Origin of the sequence: Streptomyces kunmingensis (genome assembly GCF_039533535.1) — a bacterium.
Lineage (GTDB): Bacteria > Actinomycetota > Actinomycetes > Streptomycetales > Streptomycetaceae > Streptomyces > Streptomyces kunmingensis.
Genome location: NZ_BAAATS010000022.1, coordinates 320,506 through 344,002 on the forward strand (window position 1 = coordinate 320,506; position 23,497 = coordinate 344,002).

A 23,497-nucleotide genomic window follows, 5' to 3' on the forward strand; every position below is an offset into this window, starting at 1 on the left:
TCGGCTTCCAGGTCGGCCGCGGCCACGGCAACGCCCTCATCACCATCCCCGGTAACTTGTGAACCATCCCCACCGGTTGAGGGGCTTCGCGAACTCCGACGCTCCTCGGGCGGGCAGACATGAAGCCGGGACCACCGCGGCTGCCAGCAGCGTGCGTCCCCGAAGCAGCACATCGAACCCGCCCCATCGCCCGCTGAGGCTCTCGTTCACCGCGTCCTGACGTGGTCCACCATGTCCTTGCAGCGTCTCCTCGCTCAGCGCCTCAGGCTGCGGAGACAGGACGGAAAAGTGCCACCGGATGACGCCACCACATTCCGATCTCTGTCGTGATGGCATGTCGACAACCACGACGCTGCGTGTCCCCGAGGGCCTGGCTCACTCGATCCGGCAGACCGCCAAGGCAGCCGGGCTGAGCGTGAACGCGTACGTGGTCCGCGCCGCGCGCCGGGCCGCCACCCTGGACGCCGCCCGTCAGCTCGCAGACCTCGGCCTTGGCCAGAACCTGGCGGGCGAGGGCGACACCCTGTGACCCGTGAGTTCAAGCGCGGTCAGGTGTGGACCCTGCCGGATGGCCATGACGTCCTGCTGGTCTTCCTGTCCGGTCTCGACGAGGCATACGGCGCCGTCCTCGCCCTCGTCCTGCACCCACCCGGCCCCAACCCGGACACCGCGATGTCCGTTGTCACCAACGCCCCCGTCGCCTGCACCGCGGTAGCGGTGAACCTGCAACAACTGCGAGCGACACGCTTCGCCGAGGCATCCTTGCGCGGCACCGTCGCGTCCGAGGTCATGAGCCGGGTCGACCAGGCACTGCGCGTCGTCCTGGACCTGTAATTGCTCCTGGCCGGGTGTACAGCAGCAGGTGTTGCCCTGGTGGATGCCCGCACACCCACCGTCTGCCCGACGTTCTGACCATGCCGCCGGCCGCCGTGGCCCGTGTCCTGCTCGGCGCTTTCGCCGGCTGCCTCCTCGCCGCCGTTCACGGCCTGCTGCTCGTCGCCCGCATATCAGGTCGGCGACGAGTTCGACGGTCCGCTTCGACACAGGGAGCCGAACCTGGTAGACGGCATCGCGAGTGCCTTCGGCTGGGCGGTGAGTCCTCACCCGCGAACCAACTCCGTTCGGGGACACTGGCGTTACGACGGGAACCGGGCCTGTCCTTTGCCTTCCTCGCCGTTCAGCGCGGTAGGTAGCGCTCCGATCCAGTCCGCTTCAGTCAGCCTCGGCCGGCGAGTTTGCGCAGCTGGCCCACGGACCGGTTCGACCTTGCCCGGCGTGAGTTCCCGGCCCAGTACCATCGCGACGTCCCTAGCATCACCGGCCTGTCCGCCCCGGCCGCGATCTCCATGATCCGCTGGTACTCCGAGGCCAGGGCCCCCAGCCCGCCCCCTCGACACGGTCCGGCACCAACCGCATCCCGCCCGCGCCCGGCCCTGCGGCGACGCGCTCCGGCTCCGCGATGCCCGACGACCGGCCTCCGTCGGCGTTCGCCTCGGCCACTGACCGAACACCACCTCGGCGGCCTCAAGCCGGGCAAGATCCGTCTCGATACCGGCCAGCTCCTTACGCAGCAGCTCTGCGCGTTCCGCGAGCCGGAGTCGCCGCTCGATCGTCCACGTCAGCACGTCCGCCATGCGTATCCCTCCCGTCACGGAAGCTGCGAGGCGCCAGACCCCACCTGCCCGGGAACGCCGGAAACCGGCCATGGCAGACGATCACCTGCTAAAGATCACCTCCGAGGCCAGTACGAGTACCCCAGCCTTGACCCACGCCACCACCCTGACCTGCAAGTTCGCGATGGAACTGCCTCATCGTGGCGGCAACTGCCTCATCCAGTCAGAGTCGGCAGATTCCTGCCCAGAAATTGCGCGGCGCGAATAATTGCGTACCGCGCAGGTTCTGCTGGCGTGAATGGCATGAGTGGTCTTCGGGAACGGAAGAAGGAAGCCACGCGCGCAGCGGGACCGCCCGGCGAGCCCTTGTGGGAGGCAATCACTCGGGCGGCGCTACGGCAGCTGGAGCCTGGCCCTGAGGTGGAGCACATGCCACCCCAGGAGCCCGACGAGTGGGCGGCCGGCCTGCGGGTGATGTTGGCCGAACCCACGCTGGAGGCCGAGATGCTGCGTGCGAGCAAGATTGCGGAGAAGGAGCTTGCCGCAGCGATCGCTGACCGCACGGGCACGGATTCCGGATCCGATCTCTACCCTCGCCTGGTGGCCGCGAGCGTGATGGCCGCGAACAATGTCGCCCTCGAGCTGTTCGTGCAAGGCAGCACGGGCGAGCCGATGGAGGTCCTGCTGCCCCGAGCTCTGCGCATGGTGGCCACCGGACTTCCCACCCCGTAGGCCCTCCTCTCCATCCTGAGCAGGGGCTGCTGCTTGCAGCCTCTACCCCGTCATGCCCTGGAAAGGAGAGTTGTCGTGCTCGATGTAGTCATTGTCGGTGGCGGCCCGAACGGGTTGATGCTCGCCTGCGAGCTGGCACTGGCCGGGGTGCGTCCGGTTGTGCTGGAGCGTCTCGCCGGCCCGAAGACCGAGCCCCGGGCGAACGGTCTGGTCGGGCAGGTGGTGCGCATGCTCGACCGACGTGGCCTCTACTCACGCATCAGCGGATCCAGCGAGCCGCCCCGACCCGCGACCCGCTACATGTTCGGCGCATTCACGCTGGACCTCACAGGACTCGACGACAACCCCGTGAGCCTGCTCCCGGCGCCGTCCCAAGCCCGGACGGCAGCCTGCACGTTCCCGGCTACGGGAGCTTGCCACCCCTGCTGTACGTGCGCACGGCGCGCGGCACGATCGCGTGGGGCCTGCTGCCTGGCCGAGTGCCAGTCCTCAACACCACCGAAACCGGCAGGCCGGACGAGCACACCACCCCGATGACCTTCGAAGAGATGATGGCGAGCGCCGAACGCGTGCTGGGTGTGCCCGTCCCGCTGGGTCCGCCGCAGGGAGAGGGACCGCACCTGCTTCGACGACTTGTCGGCGGAAACACCCGACTGGCAGACCGCTACCGGGACGGGCGGGTACTGCTGCTGGGCGACGCTGCCCACGTGCACTCGGCGATCGGCGGCCCGGGACTCAACCTCGGCCTTCAGGACGCGGTCAACCTCGGTTGGAAGCTGGCCGCCACAGTGCGAGGGTGGGCCCCCGAGGGTCTGCTCGACACCTACGACGAGGAACGCCGACCTGTCGCAGAACACGTCGTGGCCTCGACCTGGTCCCAGTCGGCGTTGATGCGCCCCGGACCGGAAGTCAGTGCCCTGCGGACCGTCTTTGGCGACCTGCTCGCCTCACCTGGCGGCACCGAACGCAGCGCCCACCTTCTTGCTGGGACCACCGAGGACTTCGCGCCCGACCTCGTGGTCCACACCGGTGCAGGCACCCATCGGCTGGCCGACTTGACCACCACCGCCCGGCCCTTGCTGCTGGACCTGTGGGGCGACTTCGCCGAGGCCGCGAAGCCCTGGCACGACCGGGTCGATGTCATAAGCGGCAGGGCAGAGAGCGCGAGCGTGACCGGCCTGCTGCTGCGCCCCGACTCCCACATAGCGTGGACCGGACACGAGCCGACAGACGTCACCGGTCTGCGAGCCGCACTGCACCAGTGGTTCGGCACGCCGCTGAGCGGCGCCCGTGAGCCGGAGCAGGTCAGCGGTTGACCTGGGCCATCGGCTCGCGGTTCGCAGCGCGGGCGGCTTCAAGGGCCTCGTCCCGTTCGGCGAGTTCGCCGCGCAGATCGAGAGTCTGCTGCTCCGACTCGGTGGTCCGGTGTCACGCCGTCTGGCGATGGTCCTTCGCGAACGACGTAACGAATACTCGGCCTTCGACGTCTGCCTCGCCGACGTCCGCCTCGATGGGCAACGCGAACTTCACACCCTGGCCCGCGGAATGCGCCGCGACCGCGCAGCCATCCTCGTAGCCCTCACCACCACCCACACCTCGGGAGCGGTCGAGGTCAACGTCACGGTCTAGAGACGAGCGGGTCGCAGGGCTGCTCCCCTCAGGGCGATGCTGGGTCATCGTGAGCCCGGGCCAGAAGAACGTATCTCTGTGAGGGGAGGGGCTGCCATGCCTTGCTGGGCCTTGCTGGGAAGGCGTCCTCTCCCCTCTGCGGCGGGGGTCAGCGCTGCGATCCGAATTCCGCCGCAGACGACCTCTCCGGTGCCATGCCCTCCGTGACGCTCAGCTCCTGGGTTCCTACGACAGACAGCAGTTCCAACTGCTCGGCTCCCGGGCTGCCGGGCGGGGCGGTGAACCACAGCAGGCGTTGCTGTCCGTCCTCGCTGAGGAGGTTGTAGCAGTCGAGTTCGATCACGCCGAGCATGGGGTGGACGATCCTTTTGCGGTCCATGCGGCGCACCGCGACGTCGTGGGTGTCCCAGAGGGCTGCGAACTCCTGGCTGCGGCGGCGTAGCGCGGCGACCATCTTCGTGGCCTCCGCGTCCCGGCCGCGCCGGGCGGCCGCTGCTTGGAGGTCCGCCACGAACACCCGGGAGTGGCGTGGGTGGTCCTCGGGCGGGTAGATCTCGCGTGCCTGCGGGTCGGTGAACCAGCGGTACACGAAGCTCGCCGCCGGGCCGCGGTGCGCCGGGGACTTGCCGAGCAGGGCCAGGGCCAGGTTGTTCTCCACCAGGGTTTCGTGCAGGTCGGTGATGACGCGCGCGGGGGTGTTGGACAGCCGGTCCAGGAGTCCGAGAAGCGCGGGCTGCACGTGTGCCGATGATCCGTGTTCTGACGGGGGTACCGGCCGTTCGGCCAGGTGGAACAGGTGGTCGCGCTCGTCGCCGTTCAGGCGCAGGGCTCGGGCGAGGGCGGCCAGGGTCTGGGTTGAGGGCTGCACGCCGTTCTTTGCGCTGCCGCGTTCCAGCTCGGTGTAGTAGTCGGCTGACAGCCCGGCCAGCTGCGCGACTTCCTCGCGGCGCAGCCCGGGGACGCGCCGGCGCGGGCCTTGGGGGAGACCGACCTCGGCGGGGCGGATGCGGTCGCGGCGTGTCCTGAGGAAGGCGCCGAGTTCTGGAAGGTTCACCCCTCCATGGTCGCTTGTACGCCAGAGCGCAGCCAGGGGGTGGCATCCCCTGGGTAGACGCAGCCCTGGCTAGGGATGACAGACCGGCCGATCGTGGAGGACGCAGCAGGGCAACGGCAAGGCCGCGGCCCGATCCATATCCACCACAGGAGTCAGCGATGCCCACCCCCACTGCCCTCGACGGGACCGCTGCCTCGGCCCAGCCCTCCGCCTCACCCCGTGTCGCGATCGTCACCGGCGGCTCGCGCGGCATCGGCCGCCAGACCGTAAGCCGGCTGGCCGCCGACGGGTACGCCGTGGTGGTCGGCTACGCCGGCCACCAGGACGAGGCCGAAGCAGCCGTTAAGGAGGCCGTCGCCGGTGGGGTCCGGGCGATCGCGGTACGTGCCGACGTCGCCGACGAACACGCGGTCGCGGCCCTGTTCGACACGGCCGAAGCAGAGTTCGGCGGGGTCGACGTCGTCGTCCACGCGGCCGGGCGGATGCACCTGGCACCGATCGCCGAGCTGGACCTGGCCGTCCTGGACGACCTGCACCGCACCAACATCCGCGGCACGTTCGTCGTCGTACAGCAGGCAGCCCGTCGGGTGCGCCCCGGCGGCGCGATCGTGACGTTCTCCACGTCCGTGGTGGGGCTGGCCTTCCCGGGCTACGGCGCATACGCCGCCGGTAAGGGCGCGGTCGAGGCTCTGACGCTGATCCTGGCCCGGGAGCTGCGGGGCCGGGACGTCACCGCCAACGCCGTCGCGCCCGGCCCCACGGCCACCGACCTCTTCCTGGACGGCAAGGACACGGAGACCATCGCCCGCCTGGCCGCCCAGCCCCCGCTGGAGCGCCTCGGTACCCCGGCCGACATCGCTGAGGTCGTCACGTTCCTGGCCTCCCCGGCCGGCCGCTGGATCAACGGACAGGTCATCCGCGCCAACGGCGGAATCATCTGAACCGCCCGCGGTCGCTCCATCCATCAACGAAAGGCCCGATCGTGAAAAACGACGACAGCGGGAAGGCCATCCTGTTCACCGGGGCCTCCAGCGGTATCGGGGCGCTCTCCGTGCGTGCTCTGGCCCTCGCCGGTCACACCGTGTACGCGGGCATCCGCCGGATCGCGACCCGCAACGCGACCGCGGTGGCCGACCTGACGCGCTACGGCACCGACCACCAGGTCGACGTGCACGCCGTCGAGCTGGACGTCACCTCCCAGGACTCCGCCGACGCCGCAGTCGACCGGGATCTTCGCCGAGCGTGGCCGGCTGGACGTGGTCGTGCACAACGCCGGGCCGATGGTCCTGGGCGCCGCCGAGGCGTTCACCACCGGCACCCACCACTTCGCCAACGCGGGCGCCCCCGCCGACACCGACCGTGCGGAACTCTACGACCAGCGTCACCGGCCCCTGATGGGCGATCTGGGCAAGCGCCTGGCCGCGCTCGTCCCTTCGGACGCCGATGTGGCCGAGGTCGCTGAAGCCGTCGCGCGTCTGGTCGCGATGGAGCAAGGCACCCGGCCTCTGCGCACCCACATAGACCCCAGCCGGGACGGCAGCGAAGTCGTCTCCGCGGTCGCCGACCGCGTCCGTGCCGACTTCTTCCGCCGCATCGGACTGGCCAGCCTGCTCACCGCAGGCAGCTCCCTGTAACGCCCCCCTGAAGAAAAGGAACAACCAGCCATGCCTTTCGCGAACTTCAAGGTCCCCGAGAAGACCCTCACCCCGAAGCAGAAGGAGGAGATCGTCACCCGCACCACCGAGCTGTATGTCGAGATCTACGGCGAGCGCGCCCGCAACACCACCATGGTGCTGGTCGAAGAGGTCGCCGACGGCGGCTGGGGCATCTCCGGCAACGTGCTGACCCTCGCCATGCTCGGCGAGGCGACACCGACCGACACCAGCGACGCCTAACCGCACCGGTCGTCATTCAGCCAAGACAGCACCTCGAAACCGAGGGCCCCCGGGTCGAGCGTCTGCCCACACGGCCTCGTTCATCCGGGGGTCGATGAGATCAGCGAAGCCCTTCATCGCTTCCCCTTACTCGATCGACCGGCGCTGTCCACCGGGGCACGGCAGCGGTCACCCCTCAGATCGAGCCGCTTGCTGCGGCACCGACCTCGCCCTGCACTGGCAGGGCCCGCTCATGACCGGCGTCTGAATGGAACTGTGCCCGGTCTGCGACGCCCAGCGCCCTGCCGCGCGTTCATCCAGTGCCAGCGCCACCGCGCGGGACGACTAGGTACGCGTTCGGTGACACCGCCTGCGTCACAGGAGCGGTCAGCACCACCCGCATCTGGGTCAACGTCAATGGTCACTACCCGGAAACCGGTTGCACCGCGCCTCCTCCGGCGCACTGAACCGCACGGCAGCAACGTATGACCCTGCACTGTCCACCCGGCGCCTCGCACTCCGGGGCGCCGTGCATCTCGGCAAGAAGAGCTGTTCCTCCAACGCCGTCGTCGGCCCGCTCAGTCGGGGGCGATGAATCTGCGCTGTCTCTGGCGGCTTCCTCGGCCGCGAGGGCACGGTGTTTGATTTGCCCGCAGGTGCAGGACGGTGCGGTGGTGGAGTTTCGGAGCCAGGTGTGTTGCAGGACGGCGACGGGACTGGCGACCGCACCGGGTGGCCCGCAGTGATCAGAGGTCGCCGTACGCAATATCGAAGTATCGAAGTAGGTGCAGTTCCGCAGTACCAGCAGTGCAGTGTGCGGTACCTCGGTGAAGGCGTCGGCTGCGGGCGCACGCACCGGGAGGTCCGGCAGTGGGGTTCCAAGCCAGAGCAGATGCAGGATGCGCGACGGGGCTGGCTCCCGGAGGGTGGTGCACGGCAGACCACCAGCAGTACGCGGTAGCAGTGACGACGACTACCCCGCCTACCCCATGGGCGCGTCGCCGACATGCTCCACACCACCCATGGCTTCCTGCGCGCCTTCGGCGAATCGACATGGCGGGCGACGGCCCCTGACCGTCCGCGCGAAGGGCCCCTCCGGGGGCCCTTCAGCGCTGGTCGGGCACGACGCGCCAGCGGTTGTCCGCCGTGCCGTCGTCGGCGTCCTGGACCGCGAACGCGCCCACCGCCGTGGAGTTGCCCGCGATGGCGAGGAGCTTCCCGCTGTGTTCGTTGCGGATCTTGTACGTACCGTCGTGCTGGTCGAGCAGGGTCCAACGGTGGTCCGCGGTTCCGTTGTCTGCCCATTGGAGAACGGTCGCGTTGTCGGTCGTGGCCATGCTCAGGACGCCGAGGACCTTGCCGCTGTGGGCGTTGCGGAAGCGGACGGCGGCGCCGTCGCCGATCATCTCCCAGTCGTGGTCGGCGGTGCCGCTGTCCGTCCACTGGAGGGCTCGCCCGCCGTCGGCCGTGGACATGTCCTGGATGCCGAGGACGAGGCCGCTGCCCACGTTGACGAGGTGCACGGTGGGCGAGGAGGGGGCGGTGCCGGTGTTCCAGTAGACGGTGTAGTTGTGGCCGTGTGCGTCGTGGAACGGGCCGAGGGTGACGGGCGCGCCGTTCGCGGTGGCGGTGAAGGTGAGCTTGTCCGTGCCGGTTCGTCTGATCGTTGACGGGTCGAGGGAGGGCAGGGCGCTGAGTGCGGTGTCGCCGTAGTCGCCGGACAGGACGACCGGGCCGTAGGTGATGGCGGCCACGTCGGGGTTGTCGTTGGCCGGTCGCATGACGACCCGCATGGGCAGGCGCACGGTCACCGTGTCTCCGGCGGTCCAGGAGCGGGTGAGGGCGGCGTAGTTGCCCGGAGTGGTGGCGAAAGTCTGCGGAGTGCCGTTGACGCTGACGGTGGCTCCCGTGGTCCAGCCCGGTATGCGGATCCGCATGGTCCAGGTGCCCTGGGCGTTGCCGGTGACGCGCAGCGTGGTGGTGTCGCTCGCCGGGAAGGACGTGGTCTGGGTGACGGTGATGCCGCGCCGGCCCCATGTCAGGACGGAGGGGACGAACAGGTTCACGGTCAGGGTGTCGCCGCCGTCGTGGAAGTAGACGGAGTCCATCAGCCGGGTGTGCGCCTCCAGGCCGGTGCCCTGGCAGCACCAGAAGGTGGTGTAGTCGGTGCTCCAGGTGCCGCCGCCCCACGCCGGGCCCACACCCCGTCGGCCGCCGGGGTTGAGCGGGGTGAAGTAGGTGACGTGGCCGTGCGGGTCGGCCGGGTTCTGCTGGCCGGTCATCTGGTTGAGCCACGCCTGTTCGTAGTAGTCGAAGAGCGCGGTCCGGTCCGGTTCGAGGGCGTACAGCTCCCGGGTGAGGGTGAGCATGTTGTGGGTGTTGCAGCTCTCACACGTGTCCCGGTCGAGGTAGGAGGCGATGGCGTTGGGCGCGCGGAAGTGTTCGGCCTGGCTGTTGCCGCCGATGGCATACGTGTGGGTATTGACGCAGATGTTCCAGGCGTTGGTGGCGATGCTGCGGTACGGCGCGGTACCGGTGGCCTTGTAGGCGCGGGCGGCGCCGATCCACTTGGGCACCTGGGTGTTGGCGTGCAGACCGGCCAGCCGGTCTTGGCCTGCCGCCAGCGGGTCGAATACCGCGGTGTGGTCGAAGCGCCGGGCGACGGTGAGCCAGCGCACGTCGCCGGTCTGCTGGTAGAGGTCGGTCAGTACGGCGTTCATGCCGCCGAACTCGGTGCCCAGCATGGCCTGCGTCTGCGCCGTGCTCAGCCGGCCGGTGCGTGTGTCGACCCAGCCCGCGAGGGCCAGCAACACGTCTCGTGCCTGGGTGTTGCCCATGTACCGCCACACGTCCAGCAACCCGGCGAGGGTCTTGTGGATCGTGTAGTACGGGACGTTGCCGTTGTTCAGGGTGCGTTGTTCCAGCGCGGTGAAGTCGGCTTCGGGGTAGCCGGACAGATAGCCGGCGGTGAAGCCGACGGCACGGTTGTTGGCCTGACATTTCGCCAGCTCTGCCACCATGTACGCGGCCTTGTCCCGGCAGACGGTGTCCCCGGACACGGCGTACAGCTGCGCCCAAGCGGTGAGGAAGTGCCCCTGGACGTGGCTGCGGAAGGGGAAGTCGGGGGCGTCCCAGCCGCCGTTCGCGGCGGCGCCGCCCGTGGGCAGACCGTGGTTGGCGCGGAAGACGTACAGCAGCCGGTTCACGTCGACGAACCGCAGATAGGCGGCCGTACGCTGCTGATTGTCCAGCCACCGGCTCGCGGTGAGCCGGACCTCGCCCAGCGCGAAGGCCTGGGCCAGGACCCCGGTGTCGGCGCGGGCGGGCGGAACGACCGCCGCCCGCGCGGTCGCACCACCGAGGAGGGGAGGGGCGGTCGAGGCCACGGCCGTGGCACCGGCGATCGCAAGGAGGCGGCGTCTGGTGAGCGAGGACGACATCGCGTGCCCTTTCGGGGACGGGGAGGGGTGAACTGCGGGCGGACCGACCGGACTCTGTTCGTTCGTGTGGCGGCCTGTGCTCAGGGTGCGGTCACTTCGAAACGTGTGAACCGGACGGAGCCGCCGAGCGATGCGGTGGCGAAGTTGAAGAGGGCATAGCGGTAGCCCATGAAGAACTGCCAGGCGTTGTTCAGGGTGAACGCGGGCCCGAAGGAGGTGAAGCGGGTGCCGTCGGTGCTGTAGGAGAACGTGGCGGTCCGGCCGGCTCCGGGGGTGATGTCGGCCTTCGCCCGCAGCCAGACGCGGTTGCCCGGGATCGTGGCGCTGGCCCGGACGGTGCCGGTGCCGGTGGTGTTCCAGTTGGCGTCCATGGTGAGGCCGTCGACCATGACCACGCTGGTGCCGCCGCTGTCCCGGATGAGGCCGACGCAGGCGGAGGAGTCACGCAGGAGGGCGAGCCCCGCCCGGTCCCCGATCCGCATCCCCGAGAAGTCCAGAAGGGCCGTCGCGGTGGAGGTGGGCCCGGGTATGCGGTGGGTGAGGGTGTTGCGGGCCCAGTACAGGTCGCTGGTGACGGTCGCCGTGCCGAGGGTGAGCCCGTTGCCCACTGACCATTTGGTGTCGTCCGGGTTGTGGTTCCACTCCCACTTGGGGGCCAGGGACGTCCCCGTGAAGGTGTCCACGCCTGTCATCGGCTCCACGGCGCGGGGTGGCGTCGGCACGGCGGGCAGCGGATACGTGGTGCCCCAGGCGTTGTTGACGAGTTGCACGGCCGGCCAGCCGTCGGCGGTCCAGGTGACCGGGGCGAGCACCGGGATGCGGCCGCCGGGGTATGCGTCGACGAACGCCATGTAGTACCAGGCCCCGTACTGGGTCTGCACGAGTCCGCCCTGGTGGGGGACGCCGCCGCCGGGTACGGGTCCGCGCAGGTCGAGCAGGACCTGCCGCAGCGTGTAGGGGCCGAAAGGCCCGCTCGTCGACTTCAGAACGTACTGGCCGTTGGCCGGGCGGGTGAGGAAGATGTAGTAGTTCCCGTTGATCTTGTAGAACCGGGAGCCTTCCAGGGTGCCCACGCTCGACGGCGTGCTGAACACCTGCTCGGTACGCACCTGTGTGCGGCCGTCCGCGGAGAGCTGCGCCACGTGGATCGCGGAGTTGCCGTACGCCACGTACAGGGTGTCGTCGGTGTCGACGAGCAACCCGGCGTCGTAGTAAGCGGTGTTGAGGGTGGCCTGACGGCTCCACGGGCCTTCGACGGCGGTCGCCGTGTACAGGTAGGACTTCGCGAAGTCGATCTGGCCCAGCCAGTAGAACGTCCTGTTGGACGGCCGGTAGGCCAGCGACGATGCCCAGATGCCACGGACATAGCCGCGTGCGCCGTCGAGGTCGTACTTCGCGCCGAAGTCGAGGCGCGGGACCGAGTGTCCGGCGAACTCCCAGTGCACCAGGTCGTACGAGCGCAGAATCGGCGCGCCGGGCGAGTAGTGCATGGTCGAGGCCGACAAGTAGTACGCGTCTCCCACGCGGATGATGTCGATGTCCGCGAAGTCCTGCCAGAGCACCGGGTTGTTGAAGGTCGTGGCCGAACCGGCCAAGGACGCCTGAGATGCGGCACCGGACGCCCGTCCGGCCGCCACGGCGGGCAGGGCACCTTCCGCCAGCAGGCCCGCGCTCGCGGCGAGCACCGCACGACGCTTCAACTCATGACGAGTCCATGACATAAGCGCTTGCTCCTTTGGGGGAGGATCCGGCAGGAGAGGAGCGGTGTGTGGACCACCGGTTGTTCGGTGTTTCGAACATGTAACGACTGCTCGGACGCCAGGATGACGGGTGCCTGCCCAGTCACGTCAACCCCTGTGCGTCGAAGCGCGTCGACTCGTACGCAGAAGACACTGGTCCGCTGCGACAGCGCGGCGGACAGGAGAATGGCCGCCACACGCGCTTCCCGCCGGGCTCGATCAGGTCGTTGCCCGCATACATGGTGTTGGTCGCGCCGTGCGCGCCATCCCAGTCGCTCATGACGGTGCACTGGAAGCCCTATTCGGCGCGCAGCAGGTCGGTAAGGAGGTCGTAGTTGGCGGACGCGTAGGTGTTGTTGATCTTGTTGTAGGAGCTCATCACGGCCATCGGCTGAGCGGCCTCCGCCGCGATCTCGAAGCCCTCGATCTCGATCTCGCGCATCGCCCGCTCGCCAACCACGTCGTTGCCGCCGCTGCGGCTGGTCTCCTGGTTGTTCCCCGCGAGGTGTTTGATCGTGACACCGGCGCCGGGATTGCTCTGCACCCCCTCGGTGGTGGCGGCAGCGGTGAGGCCGGAGAGCAGCGGGTCCTCGCGCGTTCGAAGTGCTGCGGGAGGTGTCGATGCGTACGAACATCAAGCTGCGGCAGGTGCCATCCTGACCGTTCGGTGGGGCCGGAGCGGTGTCCTGCCCGCCAAGGTACGCACCGAGCTGCACTGGCAGCTATGTCGGTTGGCCGTACGTTGGCCGGACAGACGCGCACAGTGGTGGCAGCCTGATGGCATCCGCCGGCCGCAGCGGCCCCGGGGGCCCGCGCGCAGCGACGTTCGTCTGCTGTGTGTGAGACGCACTCTGGACGGACGCGAGGCAGCGCGGGTTCTGCCTCGTAGGACGGTCGGCACCCAGAGGGCCGGTGCTGGAGCCGCGTAGTCGGTGATACGGCTCGAGCCGTCATCGCGGTGTCGGGGTAGTGGCCGGCTGGGTTCAGGACGGATGGCGAGGACGGCACCGTAGGCCTCGCCCAGGGGCGGGTCTTCGGGCGAGGACACGCCCTTGCGATGCCCATGGAGATGCACCGTGAGTTCGTGAGGAGGAACCCTCCAGGCTCCCGCTGAGGTCCGGGCCGTCGCGGCGGAACAGGCAGCGGGGCCGTCCTGCCTGCTGCTCGTCGTCCACCTCCTGGCGCTCGGTACGTTCCTGATGGGCACGACCGATCGGGCGTGGGCCGAAGATGCGGATCGAGGCGCGCAGCCCCTTGACACATGCGTGCCACGAGAGTCTGATGTGGCTGCTTTCGTTCGTCCTTGTTGATTTGTGCGCCACATTCCTCGCTAGGAGCCGCACATGCATAGCGAACAGCACAGTTTCAGACAACGTTTGGCGGCTTCGGTCGCCTCGCTCACCTTGGCCGCCGGTGGTCTGACCGGCGCCGCCGCAGTGACCGCAGGAATCGCGGCCAGCACGCAGGTCGCGGCCGTAGCCGCCGCACCGGAGGCTGCCGCGCTGGAGAACGGCCTTGCCCGGACCCCGCAGATGGGCTTCAACAACTGGAACACCACGGGATGCGGAGCGCAGTTCAACGAGGCGATGGTCAAAGGCGTCGCCGACACCTTCGTCGAGAAAGGTCTCAAGGACGCCGGCTACACCTATGTGAATCTTGACGACTGCTGGGCCCTGCCCCAACGGAACGCCGCCGGCAACCTGGTCCCCGACCCCGTGCGCTTCCCGAACGGCATCAAGGCCGTCGCGGACTATGTGCACTCCAAGGGCCTGAAGTTCGGTCTGTACTCCAGCGCGGGCACCAAGACCTGTGCCAACGAGGGGTTCCCCGGCGGACTCGGGTACGAGACCAAGGACGCCAACCAGTGGGCCTCCTGGGGCGTCGACTACCTGAAGTACGACAACTGCAACAACACCGGCGCCGACGCACAGACCCGCTACAAGACGATGGGCGATGCGCTCAAGGCCACCGGTCGGCCGATTCTCTACAGCATCTGCGAATGGGGCTCCAACTCGCCGTGGAACTGGGCGCCACCCGTAGGCAACAGCTGGCGCACCACCGGCGACATCAATGACACCTGGTCCACGATGATCGGGATCGCGCACAAGAACCAGCCCCTGGCGCAGTACGCCAAACCCGGCGCCTGGAACGACCCGGACATGCTGGAAGTCGGCAACGGCGGGATGACCGACACCGAGTACCGCACCCACTTCAGCCTGTGGGCACAGATGGCCGCGCCCCTGCTCATCGGCAGCGACATCCGCACCGCGAGCGCACAGACGCTGACCATCCTGGAGAACCGCGACGTCATCGCCGTCGACCAGGATCCCCTGGGCAAGCAGGGCACCGTTGTCTCCTCCTCCGGCGGACTCGTAGTGATGACCAAGCAGCTGGCCAACGGCGACCGTTCGGTCACCCTCACCAACGAGACCAGCTCCACTGCCACCGTCAGCACCACGGCCTCAGCGGCCGGACTGCCCGGCGCTGCCTCGTACAAGCTCTCCAACCTGTGGTCCAAAGCGGTCACGTCGACGAGCGGCACCATCAGCGCGTCGGTGCCCGCCCACGGCACGGTGATGTACCGCGTCTCGGTCGGAACCGGCAGCAGCATCGGTACGACCCACCCGCTGATCAGCGCCTCCTCCCAGCGCTGCCTTGACGCGGAAGGAGCCAGGACGACCCCCGGCACCAAAATCGAGATCTGGGACTGCAACGGCGGCGCCAACCAGGCCGCCGCACTCACCTCCGCCGGCGAACTGCGCCTCTACAACGGCACACAGTGCGTCGAGGTCCACGAGAACGCGACCACGCCAGGCTCCGTGGTGCAACTGTGGACCTGCAACGGCGGAACCAACCAGCAATGGAAACTGAACCCCGACGGAACCATCACCGGCGTCCAGTCGGGCTTGTGCCTCGACGTCACCGGCGGCGACAAGCCCGCCGGGAACGTCAACGGCACCGCACTGGAGTTGTGGACCTGCAACGGTGGCGCCAACCAGCAGTGGATCCTGGGGTGAGCCGTCGTCTCCCTACCGCGCAACAGGGCTTCGCTCCGGAGAGGTTCCGGAACGTGTCCGGTGATGACGCGAAGACCCGCGGCCGGCGTGGGCGGGGCCACGCCGTTACGCCCCCGTCATCCCTCGCAGCCGTCACGTAACACAGGCCAGCAAAACTTTGCGGCATCGCGCAGCGCCCCGGGTCCGGCCCGGGGCGCTGCCAGCTCACGACGCGTCGGCAGCAGGGTCGGCGCGCGCGTGCCCGATTCGCCGCGCGCGGACAGGTGGAAGTGATGGGGGCGGTGACCTCACTTCGTTCACCCGGCGTGTTCCTCGTTCCCTTCCGTGGTCGCGCCCTCACCAGGGAGAACCACGTTGACCACGCGCCAGAACACGCGCCTGAACATGCCGCACACCCCGCACGCCGAGGCGGAACTCGACCGAGAGCGGCGGATGGGCGCCGCCGCGGGCACCGCTACGGCCGTACGCGAGATCAAGGTCGTGGACCTGACCGACTTCGACGCCCGCCGCGCGCAGATCACCGAGGAGCTGTGGCAGGCAACCACGGAGACCGGCTTCTTCCAGCTGTCCGGACACGGCCTGACGAGGGCCGAGACCGACGCGGCCTTCGCAGCGTCCGAGGCGTTCTTCGGCCTGCCCGAACGCCTCAAGGCCCGTCATGCGCTGAAGAAGGGGCTCAACGCGGGCTGGGAGTACCGCAGTCAGGTACGGCCCGTCCGGCTGCTGGTCGGCTCGTCGTACGGGCCGAGTCCGAGTCGGCGGGTTGCCGCCCCGCAGCTCGCGGGAGGCGGCGGGGCGAACGCGGGGGCCGGAGAGGCATCCTCCGGCCCCCGCGCGGGCACCTCGCCGATCGGCTCTGCCGGCCTGGTCGAGGCCGGCCGAGCCGGTCAGGTCGTACGGAGCAGTCGGCCGGACGGGCTGTGGGCCGTCCGTTCTCTCAGGCGGTCGTGCAGACGCCGCCGTTGAGCGTGAAGGCACTCGGCGCCCCGCTGTTGCCGCCGTGCGTCGCCTGGTAGCCGACCGTCACGGTGGCGTTCGGCGCGATCGTGCCGTTGTACGAGACGTTGGTCGCCGTCACCGCCCCGGAGGACGGGGCATACGTGGCGCCCCAACCGTTGGTGATGTTCTGGCCGCCCGGCAGGGTGAAGCCGAGCTTCCAGCCGTTGATCGCGGTGGTGCCGGTGTTGGTGATGGCCACGGAGGCGGTCAGGCCGGTGTTCCAGGCGGAGGTGCTCGCGGTCGCCTTGCAGCCGGACGGCTGGGGCTCGGGGCCCGGACCGGGGCTTTGGCCGTCCAGGCCGAAGAAGGTGAGCACGCGGGCGCCCATGCCGTAGGCGTACACGTTGTGCCCGACGCCCTGGAGGCTGATGGCCTCGACCGGCGCGCGGTCACCGGTGGCGCCGTAGCGGGTGCGAGTCCAGCCGCCGGCGGGGCTGTCGGTGGACGCCGGGGTCTGGCTCACGCCCAGGACGTTCGTCCACTGCTTGATCTCCTCACCGAAGTTCGGGTAGCGCAGTGTGTCGTCCTGGTTGCCGTGCCAGAGCTGCATGCGGGGGCGCGGGCCGGTGTAGCCGGGGTAGGCGCTCCGGACCAGATCGCCCCACTGTTGCGGAGTGCGGATCACGGTGCCGTTGGCGCAGGCGCTGTTCCACTCGGAGCCGTCGGTGGTGGCGAAGCAGCCGAACGGAACCCCGGCGAAGGCGGCGCCGGCGGCGAAGACGTCCGGGTAGACGCCCAGCAGCACGTTGGTCATCATCGCGCCGGAGGAGATGCCGGTGGCGAAGACGCGCTGAGGATCGGCGTGGTAGGTGCCGAGCACCCAGTCGACCATCGACTTGATGCCGACCGGGTCGCTGCCGCCGCCTCGCCGCAGGGCCTGCGGCGAGGAGACGTCGAAACACTTGCTGGACCGGGTGACGGACGGATAGACGACGATGAAGCCGTAGCGGTCGGCGAGCGAGGCGTACTCGGTGCCGTTGTACATCGCCGGCCCGGAGCCGGTGCAGTAGTGGACGGCGACCAGGACCGCCGGGTTGGCGGCGACCTTCTCGGGGACGTACAGGTACATCTCGAGATTGCTGGGGTTGCTGCCGAAGTTCGTGACCTCGGCGAGGGTCGCGTAGGGCACGTCGGCGGTGTCGGTGCGGGCGGAGGCCGGGGGCGCGCCGAGGAGCAGCGCGGCGAGCAGTGGCACCAGCGCTCCGTAGAGCGCGACGAGCGTCCTTCTCAGGGGTCTCCTCGCGGTGTTGCCTGCGGTGACGGACACGGGGTCGTCCCTTCCTGTCGTGGCTGGAGGCATCGCTGGGAGCACCGGCGTGACGGCAGGCACGCGGCCGCCATGGAAGCGCTCCCACACCCTCACACGCATGCCACACGCAAGCTGTTCACCGCTGCGGCAGCGTGAGCTGACAGCGCGTGACGCGGAGGTTCTCGTATCTCGGTGCCCTCGGCCGCCGACCCGCCCTCCGGCTGCCCCTTCCGACCCCGGCTGCTGGAAGGCGGACGACGCCTGCGCCGCCGCGTTCCCCGCCGTATCCAGCACGAACGACGGACACCGTTGGCATTGCGTGCACCCACGGCAGCCGGCGGAGCACGTGTCCGCCTGACCCTCTTGCGACGACGACGGGGCCGGCGACGCACGCTCCGATCCCGGCCCCCACGCTCTGCCAGGCCCTGCGAGAATCGAAGACTCCGTGGAAGTGATCATGGTCCCCGACCCTGGATGAGTGTGTGCGCGGTGATGACCAGCATGTCACCGGCCACATCGACCGACTCGACCACCACCGACGCCAGTTGAGGCAGCAGCAGTAACAACGTCTCGTCGCACAGCCCCGGTATCCCGCCGAGCGCGCCCGGTGTCGGTGTCGCCCCTGAGGAAGTCGGACGATCAACGCTCACGAAATTCTGTATGAGCCGAGAGCTACACACCCTTCCGCCTTCTGAAGCGAAACGCCCGCCCTGGCGTCGACGCTGTCACCCGGTACGTCCCCGTCGCACGTGGCCTCCATCGCTTGTGGCTGGTGCCGGAACTAAGCCATCGGGTAGGGGACTGCGTCGCTGTCCCCCGGGAGAGCTACAAGCAAGTGCGCTCCGCAGGGCGACGACCTGAGGCGGCTGCATCCGTAGCGTTCACGTTGTCGCCGCATCCGGCGCTTTCCCCTTCTCTTCTGGAGACTTCCGTGAACCGCTCGTTCAAGGCATCCGCTGTGGGCGCCGCCCTGTGCGCCGTGACCGCCGTGGGCGTCGTCGAACACGGGGGTACATCCGCCGCCCAGGCACAGACGCCGTCAGATCGCGTCACGGGCACCCAACGGAATCACGGCCATCACGTTGCCGAGGGCCATCACGGAAGCGGGGACGCCTTCCCGGGAACCCGGACGATCCGCGTCGAGGGCCACCAGGTCAACATCTCGTGCTCCGGCCACCCCACGGGAAATCGTGGACCGGTCGTCATGTTGATGGCCGGCGCAGGCGACGGGCTCGACACCATGGCCGACCTGCAAAAGAGCCTGAGCAAGGGCGCGGAAGTCTGTGCTTATGACCGTCTCGGCGAGGGCAGAAGCGATCAGCCCGAGCACCTCCAGACCCTCGCCGACAGCGGCAGGATCCTGACGGGAGTCCTCGACCGGGTCGCCGGCCACCGTCCGGTCGTGCTGGTCGGCCACTCCATGGGAGGGCTCATCGCCGCCCGCTACGCCCCCGACCATCTGGACCGGGTCAAGGGGCTGGTGCTGCTCGATGCCACCATCCCGGCCCTGACCGCAGGCATCCAGAAGGCAATTCCGGCATCGGCCACCGGCAGGGCGGCAGACGTACGGGAGCAGACGCTCGCGATGAGCGAAGGGCAGAACCCGGAGAAGTTCCGCATCACCGACGCCGAGGTCCGCCCCGCCGGAAACATCCCGGTGCAGATCATCAAGCACGAGTCCCAGTACTCCGAAATCGCGGACTACGGGCCCGCCTTGGAGCAGATGTGGTGCGACGGCCAGCGCCAGTGGCTCGCCCTTTCCCGCCGCAGCAGCGTCACCACTGCCGCCGGCAGCGGCCACTACATCCACGTCGACCGCCCCGACGTAGCTGTGAAGGCCATCCAGCGCGTCACCGCGCAGGCCACCCACAAGTAGTCCGTCACGGGGCCGCCGCACAGCGGTGAGGGGCGGCACGGCCGCGCACCCCGGCAGACGATCTGTCCCTGCGCAGCTACAAGCAAGTGTCCTTCGGGTGGTGACGAAGCCCCGCCCGCACCTTCGTAGGTTCGATCCCACCGCGGCCTCAGGCCGCGGATCAGGTCAAGGAGTGTTCATGAGATTCGTCTGGCAACTGCTGGCCGTCGCCGCGATCGCGTTCATCGGCGGTCAGGGCGTAGCGGCCATGGACGACAAGCCGTGGCTCAGACTCGTCGTCGGTCTGCTGACCGCCGCGTTGTCGGTGCTGGTCTACCGATGGGTGGTGGGCAGGACCGAGCGCCGTCAGGTCACCGAGCTGGCCTGGGAGGGATCCCGGCCCGCGTTCGGCAGAGGCACGCTGATCGGCATCGCGTTGTTCACGGCCGTCATGATCAACTTGTTCTCCTCCGGCTATTACGACATCGACGGTCTGGGCTCGGTGACGGGCGCGATCGGGTTCATCGGCTTCATGGCCGCCGCAGCCGTGACCGAGGAAGTGATGTACCGCGGCGTCCTGTTCAGAATCATCGAGGAACGGACGGGAAGCTGGATCGCCCTGGTGCTGACGTCCGTCCTGTTCGGCGCCTCCCACCTGCTCAATCCGGATGCCAGCCTGCTGGGCGCCACCGCCATCGCGGTCGAGGCCGGAGGCATGCTGACCGGTGCCTACATCGCCACCCGCAGCCTGTGGCTGCCCATAGGGCTCCACTTCGGCTGGAACTTCGCCGCGGCGGGCATCTTCAGCACCGAAGTCTCGGGCAACGGAGCCTCGCAAGGACTCCTCGAATCCAGCACCTCCGGGCCCGAACTCCTCACCGGCGGCGAGTTCGGCCCCGAGGCGAGCGTGTACTCGGTGCTGTTCGGTGTGCTCGTCACCCTCGCGTTCCTGTGGCTGGCCCGCCGCCGAGGCCACCTGGTGCCCCGCCGCCGCGCCGACCGGACGACCGCTGCTCCTACACTCTCCCGGTGATCACTCCTCAGTGGCTCCCGCAACGGTGGCGGCGGACCGGACCCGCGGTCTGGTATCCCGCGCTCGGTCTGCTGCTCCTGGTCGCGTCGTTCATACCGGCGCTCCACAATCAGGGCACGCTGCTCGGCAGCGTGCCGAGCCGTTCCCTGGACGCGCCGGCCGTCGTCGCGATTCTCCTCGAATCCCTCCCGATGCTGGTCTGCCGGCGATGGCCGACGCTGTGTCTCGCTCTCGTGTCGGTCGGCTTCGCCGTCGACCAACTCCGCGGCTACCACTCCTTCGCGGGCAGCGCGCTGCCCATCGCACTGCTGACCGCCGCGTCCCGCCTCGAGCGGCACCGGCGCGCAACCGTGCTCACGTACTCCGCGGCGTACGTGGTGCTCTCCGTAGCACTCAGCCGCCTGGGCACCGGTGACCCACTGATCGAGTTCGTGACGTTCTACCTGGCGCTGGCCCTCGCCTGGGGCGTCGGAGTGCGGCTGCGCACCAGCCGGAAGGCAGAGGCCGAACGCCGCCGCCGAGTCGCCGAGGAAACGCTCGCCGCCGAACGGTCGCGTATCGCCCGTGAACTCCACGACGTGGTCACCCATCACGTGACGGCGATGGTGGTGCAGGCGGAGGCGGCCCGCTACGCGGCGGACGCACCCGAACGCCTCGACCAGGCCCTGACCGCCGTCACCGACACCGGCCGGCAAGCCATGACCGACCTGCGGTACCTGCTCGACCTGCTCAACCCCCACCATGACCCGCAGGAGCGGACACCGGTCGTCGGCAGACTCCATACGCTCGTCGAGCAGACACGCCGGGCCGGACAACCGGTGGAGTTCACGCAGGAGGGCACCCCAGCCGCAACGACGGGCAGCGCCGATCTCATCGCCTACCGTGTCGTACAAGAGGCTCTGACGAACGCCCTCAAGTACGCCCACGGAAAGCACACTTCCGTCCAAGTGCGGCACGACACCACGGAGATCGCCGTGCAGGTCGCCACGAACGGTTCCGGTTCCTCATCCGCCACTCAAGCAGGCAGCGGGCGCGGCCTGGCCGGACTCCGCGAACGGGTCGCTCTCCTGGGCGGCGACTTCAGCGCCGACCCGCAGACGGGCGGCGGCTTCCTCGTCCGGGCCCGCATACCCGCCGCCGGGAGCACCTCGTGACCCAGCCCATCCGCGTCGCCGTCTGCGACGACCAAGTACTCATCCGCACAGGCCTGGTCACCATCATCGACGCACAGGCCGACATGGAGGTCGTCGGCGAGTGCGGTGACGGAGAGGCGGTTCTCAAGCTCGCCGAACAACAACGCCCTGACGTCGTGGTGATGGACATCCGCATGCCCGTGCTCGACGGCATCGAGGCAACCCGCCGCCTGGCCGGCGCCGGCGTGCGCCACCCCGCGAAGGTACTCGTCATCACCACGTTCAATCTGGACGAATACGTCTACGAGGCGCTGCGCGCAGGCGCGAGCGGCTTCCTCCTCAAAGACGCGCCACCAGCCCAGCTCCTGCTCGGCATCAGGACCGTAGCCACGGGCGCGGCCCTCCTCGACCCCGAGGTGACACGCCAGCTCGTGGGCCGATACGCCGCCCGTATCCGCCCCGCGGAGGACGCCCCGCGCGACCTCCCTCTCACCCCGCGCGAACTCGAGGTCCTGCGCCTCATCGCGGACGGTCTCTCCAACAAGGAGATCGCCGCGGCCCTCTTGCTGAGCCAGGAGACCGTGAAGACCTTCGTGTCCCGCATCCTCACCAAGCTGAACCTGCGCGACCGTGTGCAGGCCGTTGTCTACGCCTACCGTCAGGGACTGGTGACCTGACGCGCGTGGACGGCTCCGGACCCGCCCGTACTCCGGGAAGACCCGCAGCCGCCCGCGACCGCGCCGCCGCCCTGCACCTCGAAGTGGCCAACCGGCCCGCCCGGACGCGTCCCTCGAAGACGCTGACCCGGATGACCGACACCCGTGGCGGCGTCGTTGGCGCGGGCTGCGGGGGAGGGGGGAGACCACAGAGCGGGCCGAGTGAGAGGCCACACGCCGCGCAGGGCGAGGCGGAGCGGGTCCGGTGAGGGACGGACCTGCCGCCGGTCAGCGAGGCGACCCCGCCGGCGGTAAGACCCAGCAGCGTTCCGACCTGGGCCGCGGCATCCTCCTCCACGACGTGATGCCACAGCACAGCCCTGCATCACTCGGGCAGGGCGCGGAAGGCGGCAGTGATCGGTGGCCAGTTGAGAAGGCGAGAGACCCGGCCGCCCGTCGCGCAGGTACCGGTCGGCGAAGTCCTCGTCGCACCACAGCCCGTCCCGGCGCTCTCTCACCCACATTGCCGTCGTGCCCTTCGGATTCCCGCCCGGGCGGTCTGCCCGGTCAGATAAGGGACTTGCTCACCGGAGCGGGGACGGACGGACAACGTGCACCTCGTCGGCTGGATCGGCCTGCAGCACTGCCCGAGCCTGCACGCTGATCATGCTGCCGCACCGGGGAACCCCAAGGTTCCCGACGGAGTCAAGCTGACTGCTCAGGCTGTGCCCCGCCCGACCGGATTGCGCAGCCGGCCCTCGCGCACTGCGCGCCGAGCGTGCACCTTTTGCGATTGGAGGCTGCGGACGAGGTTGCGCAGCCCTCCCGCCCGTCCTGGCTTTTGTGCAGGTCACCGCGCCTGTCCGGGCGTGGTCGGCGCGCCGGCTGGTTGTTCTTGTTCGCGCGTCGGCTGGGCCGCACGCGAGTGGCCCTGTCCGGGCCGCGCGCCGCCGGGCGGTCCGCTGGTGACGGTGACCCGACGGCGCAAGGGGCCATGAGTGCGGGACCGACATGGCCCAGTCGGTGATGGCGGCGAGAGCGGATGCGGACCGCCCGCTGCTGGGCTTCGCCGTGCAGCTCGGACAGCGTGTAGAGGGGCCGCCCGAAGCGGCCGGGGAAGGCGGCGCCGACGGTCACGGTGAGCCGGCCACCGGACAGCAGGTCGATCGACGCAAGTGACTGCGCTGCCTGGATCGGCCTACGCAGGAACGGCATCAGCGCAGCCGTGCCCAGCGTCGCGGTCTCGGTGGCCGGGGCGAGCGCGGCCAGCATCGTGAGCGCCTTGATGCGCGGGCTGATCAGGGAGTCGTTGACGAAGAGCGAGGAGAAGCCCGAGCGTTCGGCCTGGCGTCCGAAGGCGACCAGCTCGCGAGGGTCGTCGGGCGCGCCCCACTGGGCGGTTCCGGTCGGAAGCAGTACACCGATGTCCATGCCACAGATGTTCACGACTGGTTCGGGTGGCGACAATTCCCTG

At 69.2% G+C, this 23,497-nt stretch carries 22 protein-coding genes and 2 pseudogenes; 17 read left to right on the plus strand and 7 right to left on the minus strand.

The genetic code is table 11. The features are described 5' to 3' along the window. Positions 1–334 precede the first annotated feature (334 nt). The 6 genes from ABD366_RS27630 (at position 335) to ABD366_RS27650 (ending at position 3,974) form a co-directional block, all read left to right on the plus strand. Positions 335–529 (plus strand): YlcI/YnfO family protein, encoded by a 195-nt coding sequence (locus ABD366_RS27630; RefSeq protein ID WP_324772011.1) that lies wholly within the window; start codon positions 335–337, stop codon positions 527–529. Further along, complete coding sequence (locus ABD366_RS27635; protein ID WP_324772012.1) at positions 526–834, plus strand: hypothetical protein; 309 nt, start codon at positions 526–528, stop codon at positions 832–834. The genes ABD366_RS27630 and ABD366_RS27635 overlap by 4 nt, the downstream gene beginning before the upstream one ends. A 1,082-nt stretch (positions 835–1,916) precedes the next feature. Further along, the gene (locus tag ABD366_RS27640; protein WP_324772013.1) at positions 1,917–2,345 is read left to right on the plus strand and encodes an acyl-CoA-like ligand-binding transcription factor; all 429 of its coding nucleotides are present in this window, start codon (positions 1,917–1,919) and stop codon (positions 2,343–2,345) included. 117 nt (positions 2,346–2,462) lie between these two features. Continuing rightward, the gene (locus ABD366_RS43735; RefSeq protein ID WP_458860722.1) at positions 2,463–2,882 is read left to right on the plus strand and encodes an FAD-dependent monooxygenase; all 420 of its coding nucleotides are present in this window, start codon (positions 2,463–2,465) and stop codon (positions 2,880–2,882) included. Then, the gene (locus ABD366_RS27645) at positions 2,768–3,661 is read left to right on the plus strand and encodes an FAD-dependent monooxygenase (protein ID WP_458860723.1); all 894 of its coding nucleotides are present in this window, start codon (positions 2,768–2,770) and stop codon (positions 3,659–3,661) included. Before ABD366_RS43735 ends, ABD366_RS27645 begins: the two co-directional genes overlap by 115 nt. Further along, a complete protein-coding gene (locus ABD366_RS27650; protein ID WP_324772014.1) occupies positions 3,636–3,974 on the plus strand; it encodes a hypothetical protein in 339 nt (112 codons plus the stop codon). Before ABD366_RS27645 ends, ABD366_RS27650 begins: the two co-directional genes overlap by 26 nt. Positions 3,975–4,122: 148 nt before the next feature. Here the strand turns inward: ABD366_RS27650 and ABD366_RS27655 are convergent, their stop codons facing one another. Further along, positions 4,123–5,028 carry a helix-turn-helix transcriptional regulator gene (locus ABD366_RS27655; RefSeq protein ID WP_324772015.1) on the minus strand — a complete coding sequence of 302 codons (906 nt, stop codon included), beginning with the start codon at positions 5,026–5,028 and terminating at the stop codon, positions 4,123–4,125. A gap of 158 nt (positions 5,029–5,186) precedes the next feature. On the opposite strand from ABD366_RS27655, the gene ABD366_RS27660 reads away from it, so the two are divergent. The 4 genes and pseudogenes from ABD366_RS27660 (at position 5,187) to ABD366_RS27670 (ending at position 6,923) form a co-directional block, all read left to right on the plus strand. Further along, the gene (locus tag ABD366_RS27660; RefSeq protein ID WP_324772016.1) at positions 5,187–5,969 is read left to right on the plus strand and encodes an SDR family oxidoreductase; all 783 of its coding nucleotides are present in this window, start codon (positions 5,187–5,189) and stop codon (positions 5,967–5,969) included. A gap of 110 nt (positions 5,970–6,079) precedes the next feature. Continuing rightward, positions 6,080–6,196, plus strand: a pseudogene (locus tag ABD366_RS43535) (SDR family NAD(P)-dependent oxidoreductase); the annotation flags it as partial. A 94-nt stretch (positions 6,197–6,290) separates the two neighbouring features. Next, a complete protein-coding gene (locus tag ABD366_RS43540; RefSeq protein ID WP_411293803.1) occupies positions 6,291–6,662 on the plus strand; it encodes a hypothetical protein in 372 nt (123 codons plus the stop codon). A 30-nt stretch (positions 6,663–6,692) separates the two neighbouring features. Further along, a complete protein-coding gene (locus ABD366_RS27670) occupies positions 6,693–6,923 on the plus strand; it encodes a 4-oxalocrotonate tautomerase family protein (RefSeq protein WP_324772017.1) in 231 nt (76 codons plus the stop codon). A gap of 1,085 nt (positions 6,924–8,008) precedes the next feature. Here the strand turns inward: ABD366_RS27670 and ABD366_RS27675 are convergent. The 3 genes from ABD366_RS27675 to ABD366_RS27685 form a co-directional block, all read right to left on the minus strand. Further along, positions 8,009–10,342 carry a beta-L-arabinofuranosidase domain-containing protein gene (locus tag ABD366_RS27675; protein WP_324772018.1) on the minus strand — a complete coding sequence of 778 codons (2,334 nt, stop codon included), beginning with the start codon at positions 10,340–10,342 and terminating at the stop codon, positions 8,009–8,011. An 80-nt stretch (positions 10,343–10,422) separates the two neighbouring features. Further along, positions 10,423–12,063 (minus strand): glycoside hydrolase family 43 protein, encoded by a 1,641-nt coding sequence (locus ABD366_RS27680; RefSeq protein ID WP_324772020.1) that lies wholly within the window; start codon positions 12,061–12,063, stop codon positions 10,423–10,425. A 316-nt stretch (positions 12,064–12,379) separates the two neighbouring features. Continuing rightward, positions 12,380–12,664 carry a glycoside hydrolase family 3 N-terminal domain-containing protein gene (locus tag ABD366_RS27685; RefSeq protein ID WP_324772041.1) on the minus strand — a complete coding sequence of 95 codons (285 nt, stop codon included), beginning with the start codon at positions 12,662–12,664 and terminating at the stop codon, positions 12,380–12,382. 760 nt (positions 12,665–13,424) lie between these two features. Here ABD366_RS27685 and ABD366_RS27690 point away from each other — a divergent pair. Then, positions 13,425–15,098, plus strand: coding sequence for a glycoside hydrolase family 27 protein (locus ABD366_RS27690; protein WP_411293800.1), 1,674 nt, complete (start codon positions 13,425–13,427; stop codon positions 15,096–15,098). 354 nt (positions 15,099–15,452) lie between these two features. Further along, positions 15,453–16,064, plus strand: coding sequence for a 2-oxoglutarate and iron-dependent oxygenase domain-containing protein (locus ABD366_RS43545; RefSeq protein WP_411293801.1), 612 nt, complete (start codon positions 15,453–15,455; stop codon positions 16,062–16,064). Here ABD366_RS43545 and ABD366_RS27700 read toward each other — a convergent pair. Continuing rightward, positions 16,036–17,364: an extracellular catalytic domain type 1 short-chain-length polyhydroxyalkanoate depolymerase gene (locus tag ABD366_RS27700; protein ID WP_324772021.1), complete on the minus strand. Its 1,329-nt coding sequence runs from the start codon at positions 17,362–17,364 to the stop codon at positions 16,036–16,038. The genes ABD366_RS43545 and ABD366_RS27700 overlap by 29 nt on opposite strands. 174 nt (positions 17,365–17,538) lie before the next feature. Between ABD366_RS27700 and ABD366_RS27705 the strand changes: the two are divergent. After that, a pseudogene (locus tag ABD366_RS27705) lies at positions 17,539–17,704 on the plus strand (oligopeptide/dipeptide ABC transporter ATP-binding protein); the annotation flags it as partial. Between the two features lie 97 nt (positions 17,705–17,801). Here ABD366_RS27705 and ABD366_RS27710 read toward each other — a convergent pair. Beyond that, positions 17,802–17,996: a hypothetical protein gene (locus tag ABD366_RS27710; RefSeq protein ID WP_324772022.1), complete on the minus strand. Its 195-nt coding sequence runs from the start codon at positions 17,994–17,996 to the stop codon at positions 17,802–17,804. A 554-nt stretch (positions 17,997–18,550) separates the two neighbouring features. On the opposite strand from ABD366_RS27710, the gene ABD366_RS27715 reads away from it, so the two are divergent. The 4 genes from ABD366_RS27715 (at position 18,551) to ABD366_RS27730 (ending at position 22,044) form a co-directional block, all read left to right on the plus strand. Then, positions 18,551–19,222 carry an alpha/beta fold hydrolase gene (locus ABD366_RS27715; RefSeq protein ID WP_324772023.1) on the plus strand — a complete coding sequence of 224 codons (672 nt, stop codon included), beginning with the start codon at positions 18,551–18,553 and terminating at the stop codon, positions 19,220–19,222. A 178-nt stretch (positions 19,223–19,400) separates the two neighbouring features. Further along, positions 19,401–20,234 (plus strand): CPBP family intramembrane glutamic endopeptidase, encoded by an 834-nt coding sequence (locus ABD366_RS27720; RefSeq protein ID WP_324772024.1) that lies wholly within the window; start codon positions 19,401–19,403, stop codon positions 20,232–20,234. Beyond that, a complete protein-coding gene (locus ABD366_RS27725; protein WP_411293802.1) occupies positions 20,231–21,388 on the plus strand; it encodes a sensor histidine kinase in 1,158 nt (385 codons plus the stop codon). The genes ABD366_RS27720 and ABD366_RS27725 overlap by 4 nt, the downstream gene beginning before the upstream one ends. Next, complete coding sequence (locus ABD366_RS27730) at positions 21,385–22,044, plus strand: response regulator transcription factor (RefSeq protein ID WP_324772025.1); 660 nt, start codon at positions 21,385–21,387, stop codon at positions 22,042–22,044. Before ABD366_RS27725 ends, ABD366_RS27730 begins: the two co-directional genes overlap by 4 nt. Positions 22,045–22,728: 684 nt before the next feature. Here ABD366_RS27730 and ABD366_RS27735 read toward each other — a convergent pair. Next, positions 22,729–23,454, minus strand: coding sequence for an LLM class flavin-dependent oxidoreductase (locus ABD366_RS27735; RefSeq protein WP_324772026.1), 726 nt, complete (start codon positions 23,452–23,454; stop codon positions 22,729–22,731). Positions 23,455–23,497 lie beyond the last annotated feature (43 nt).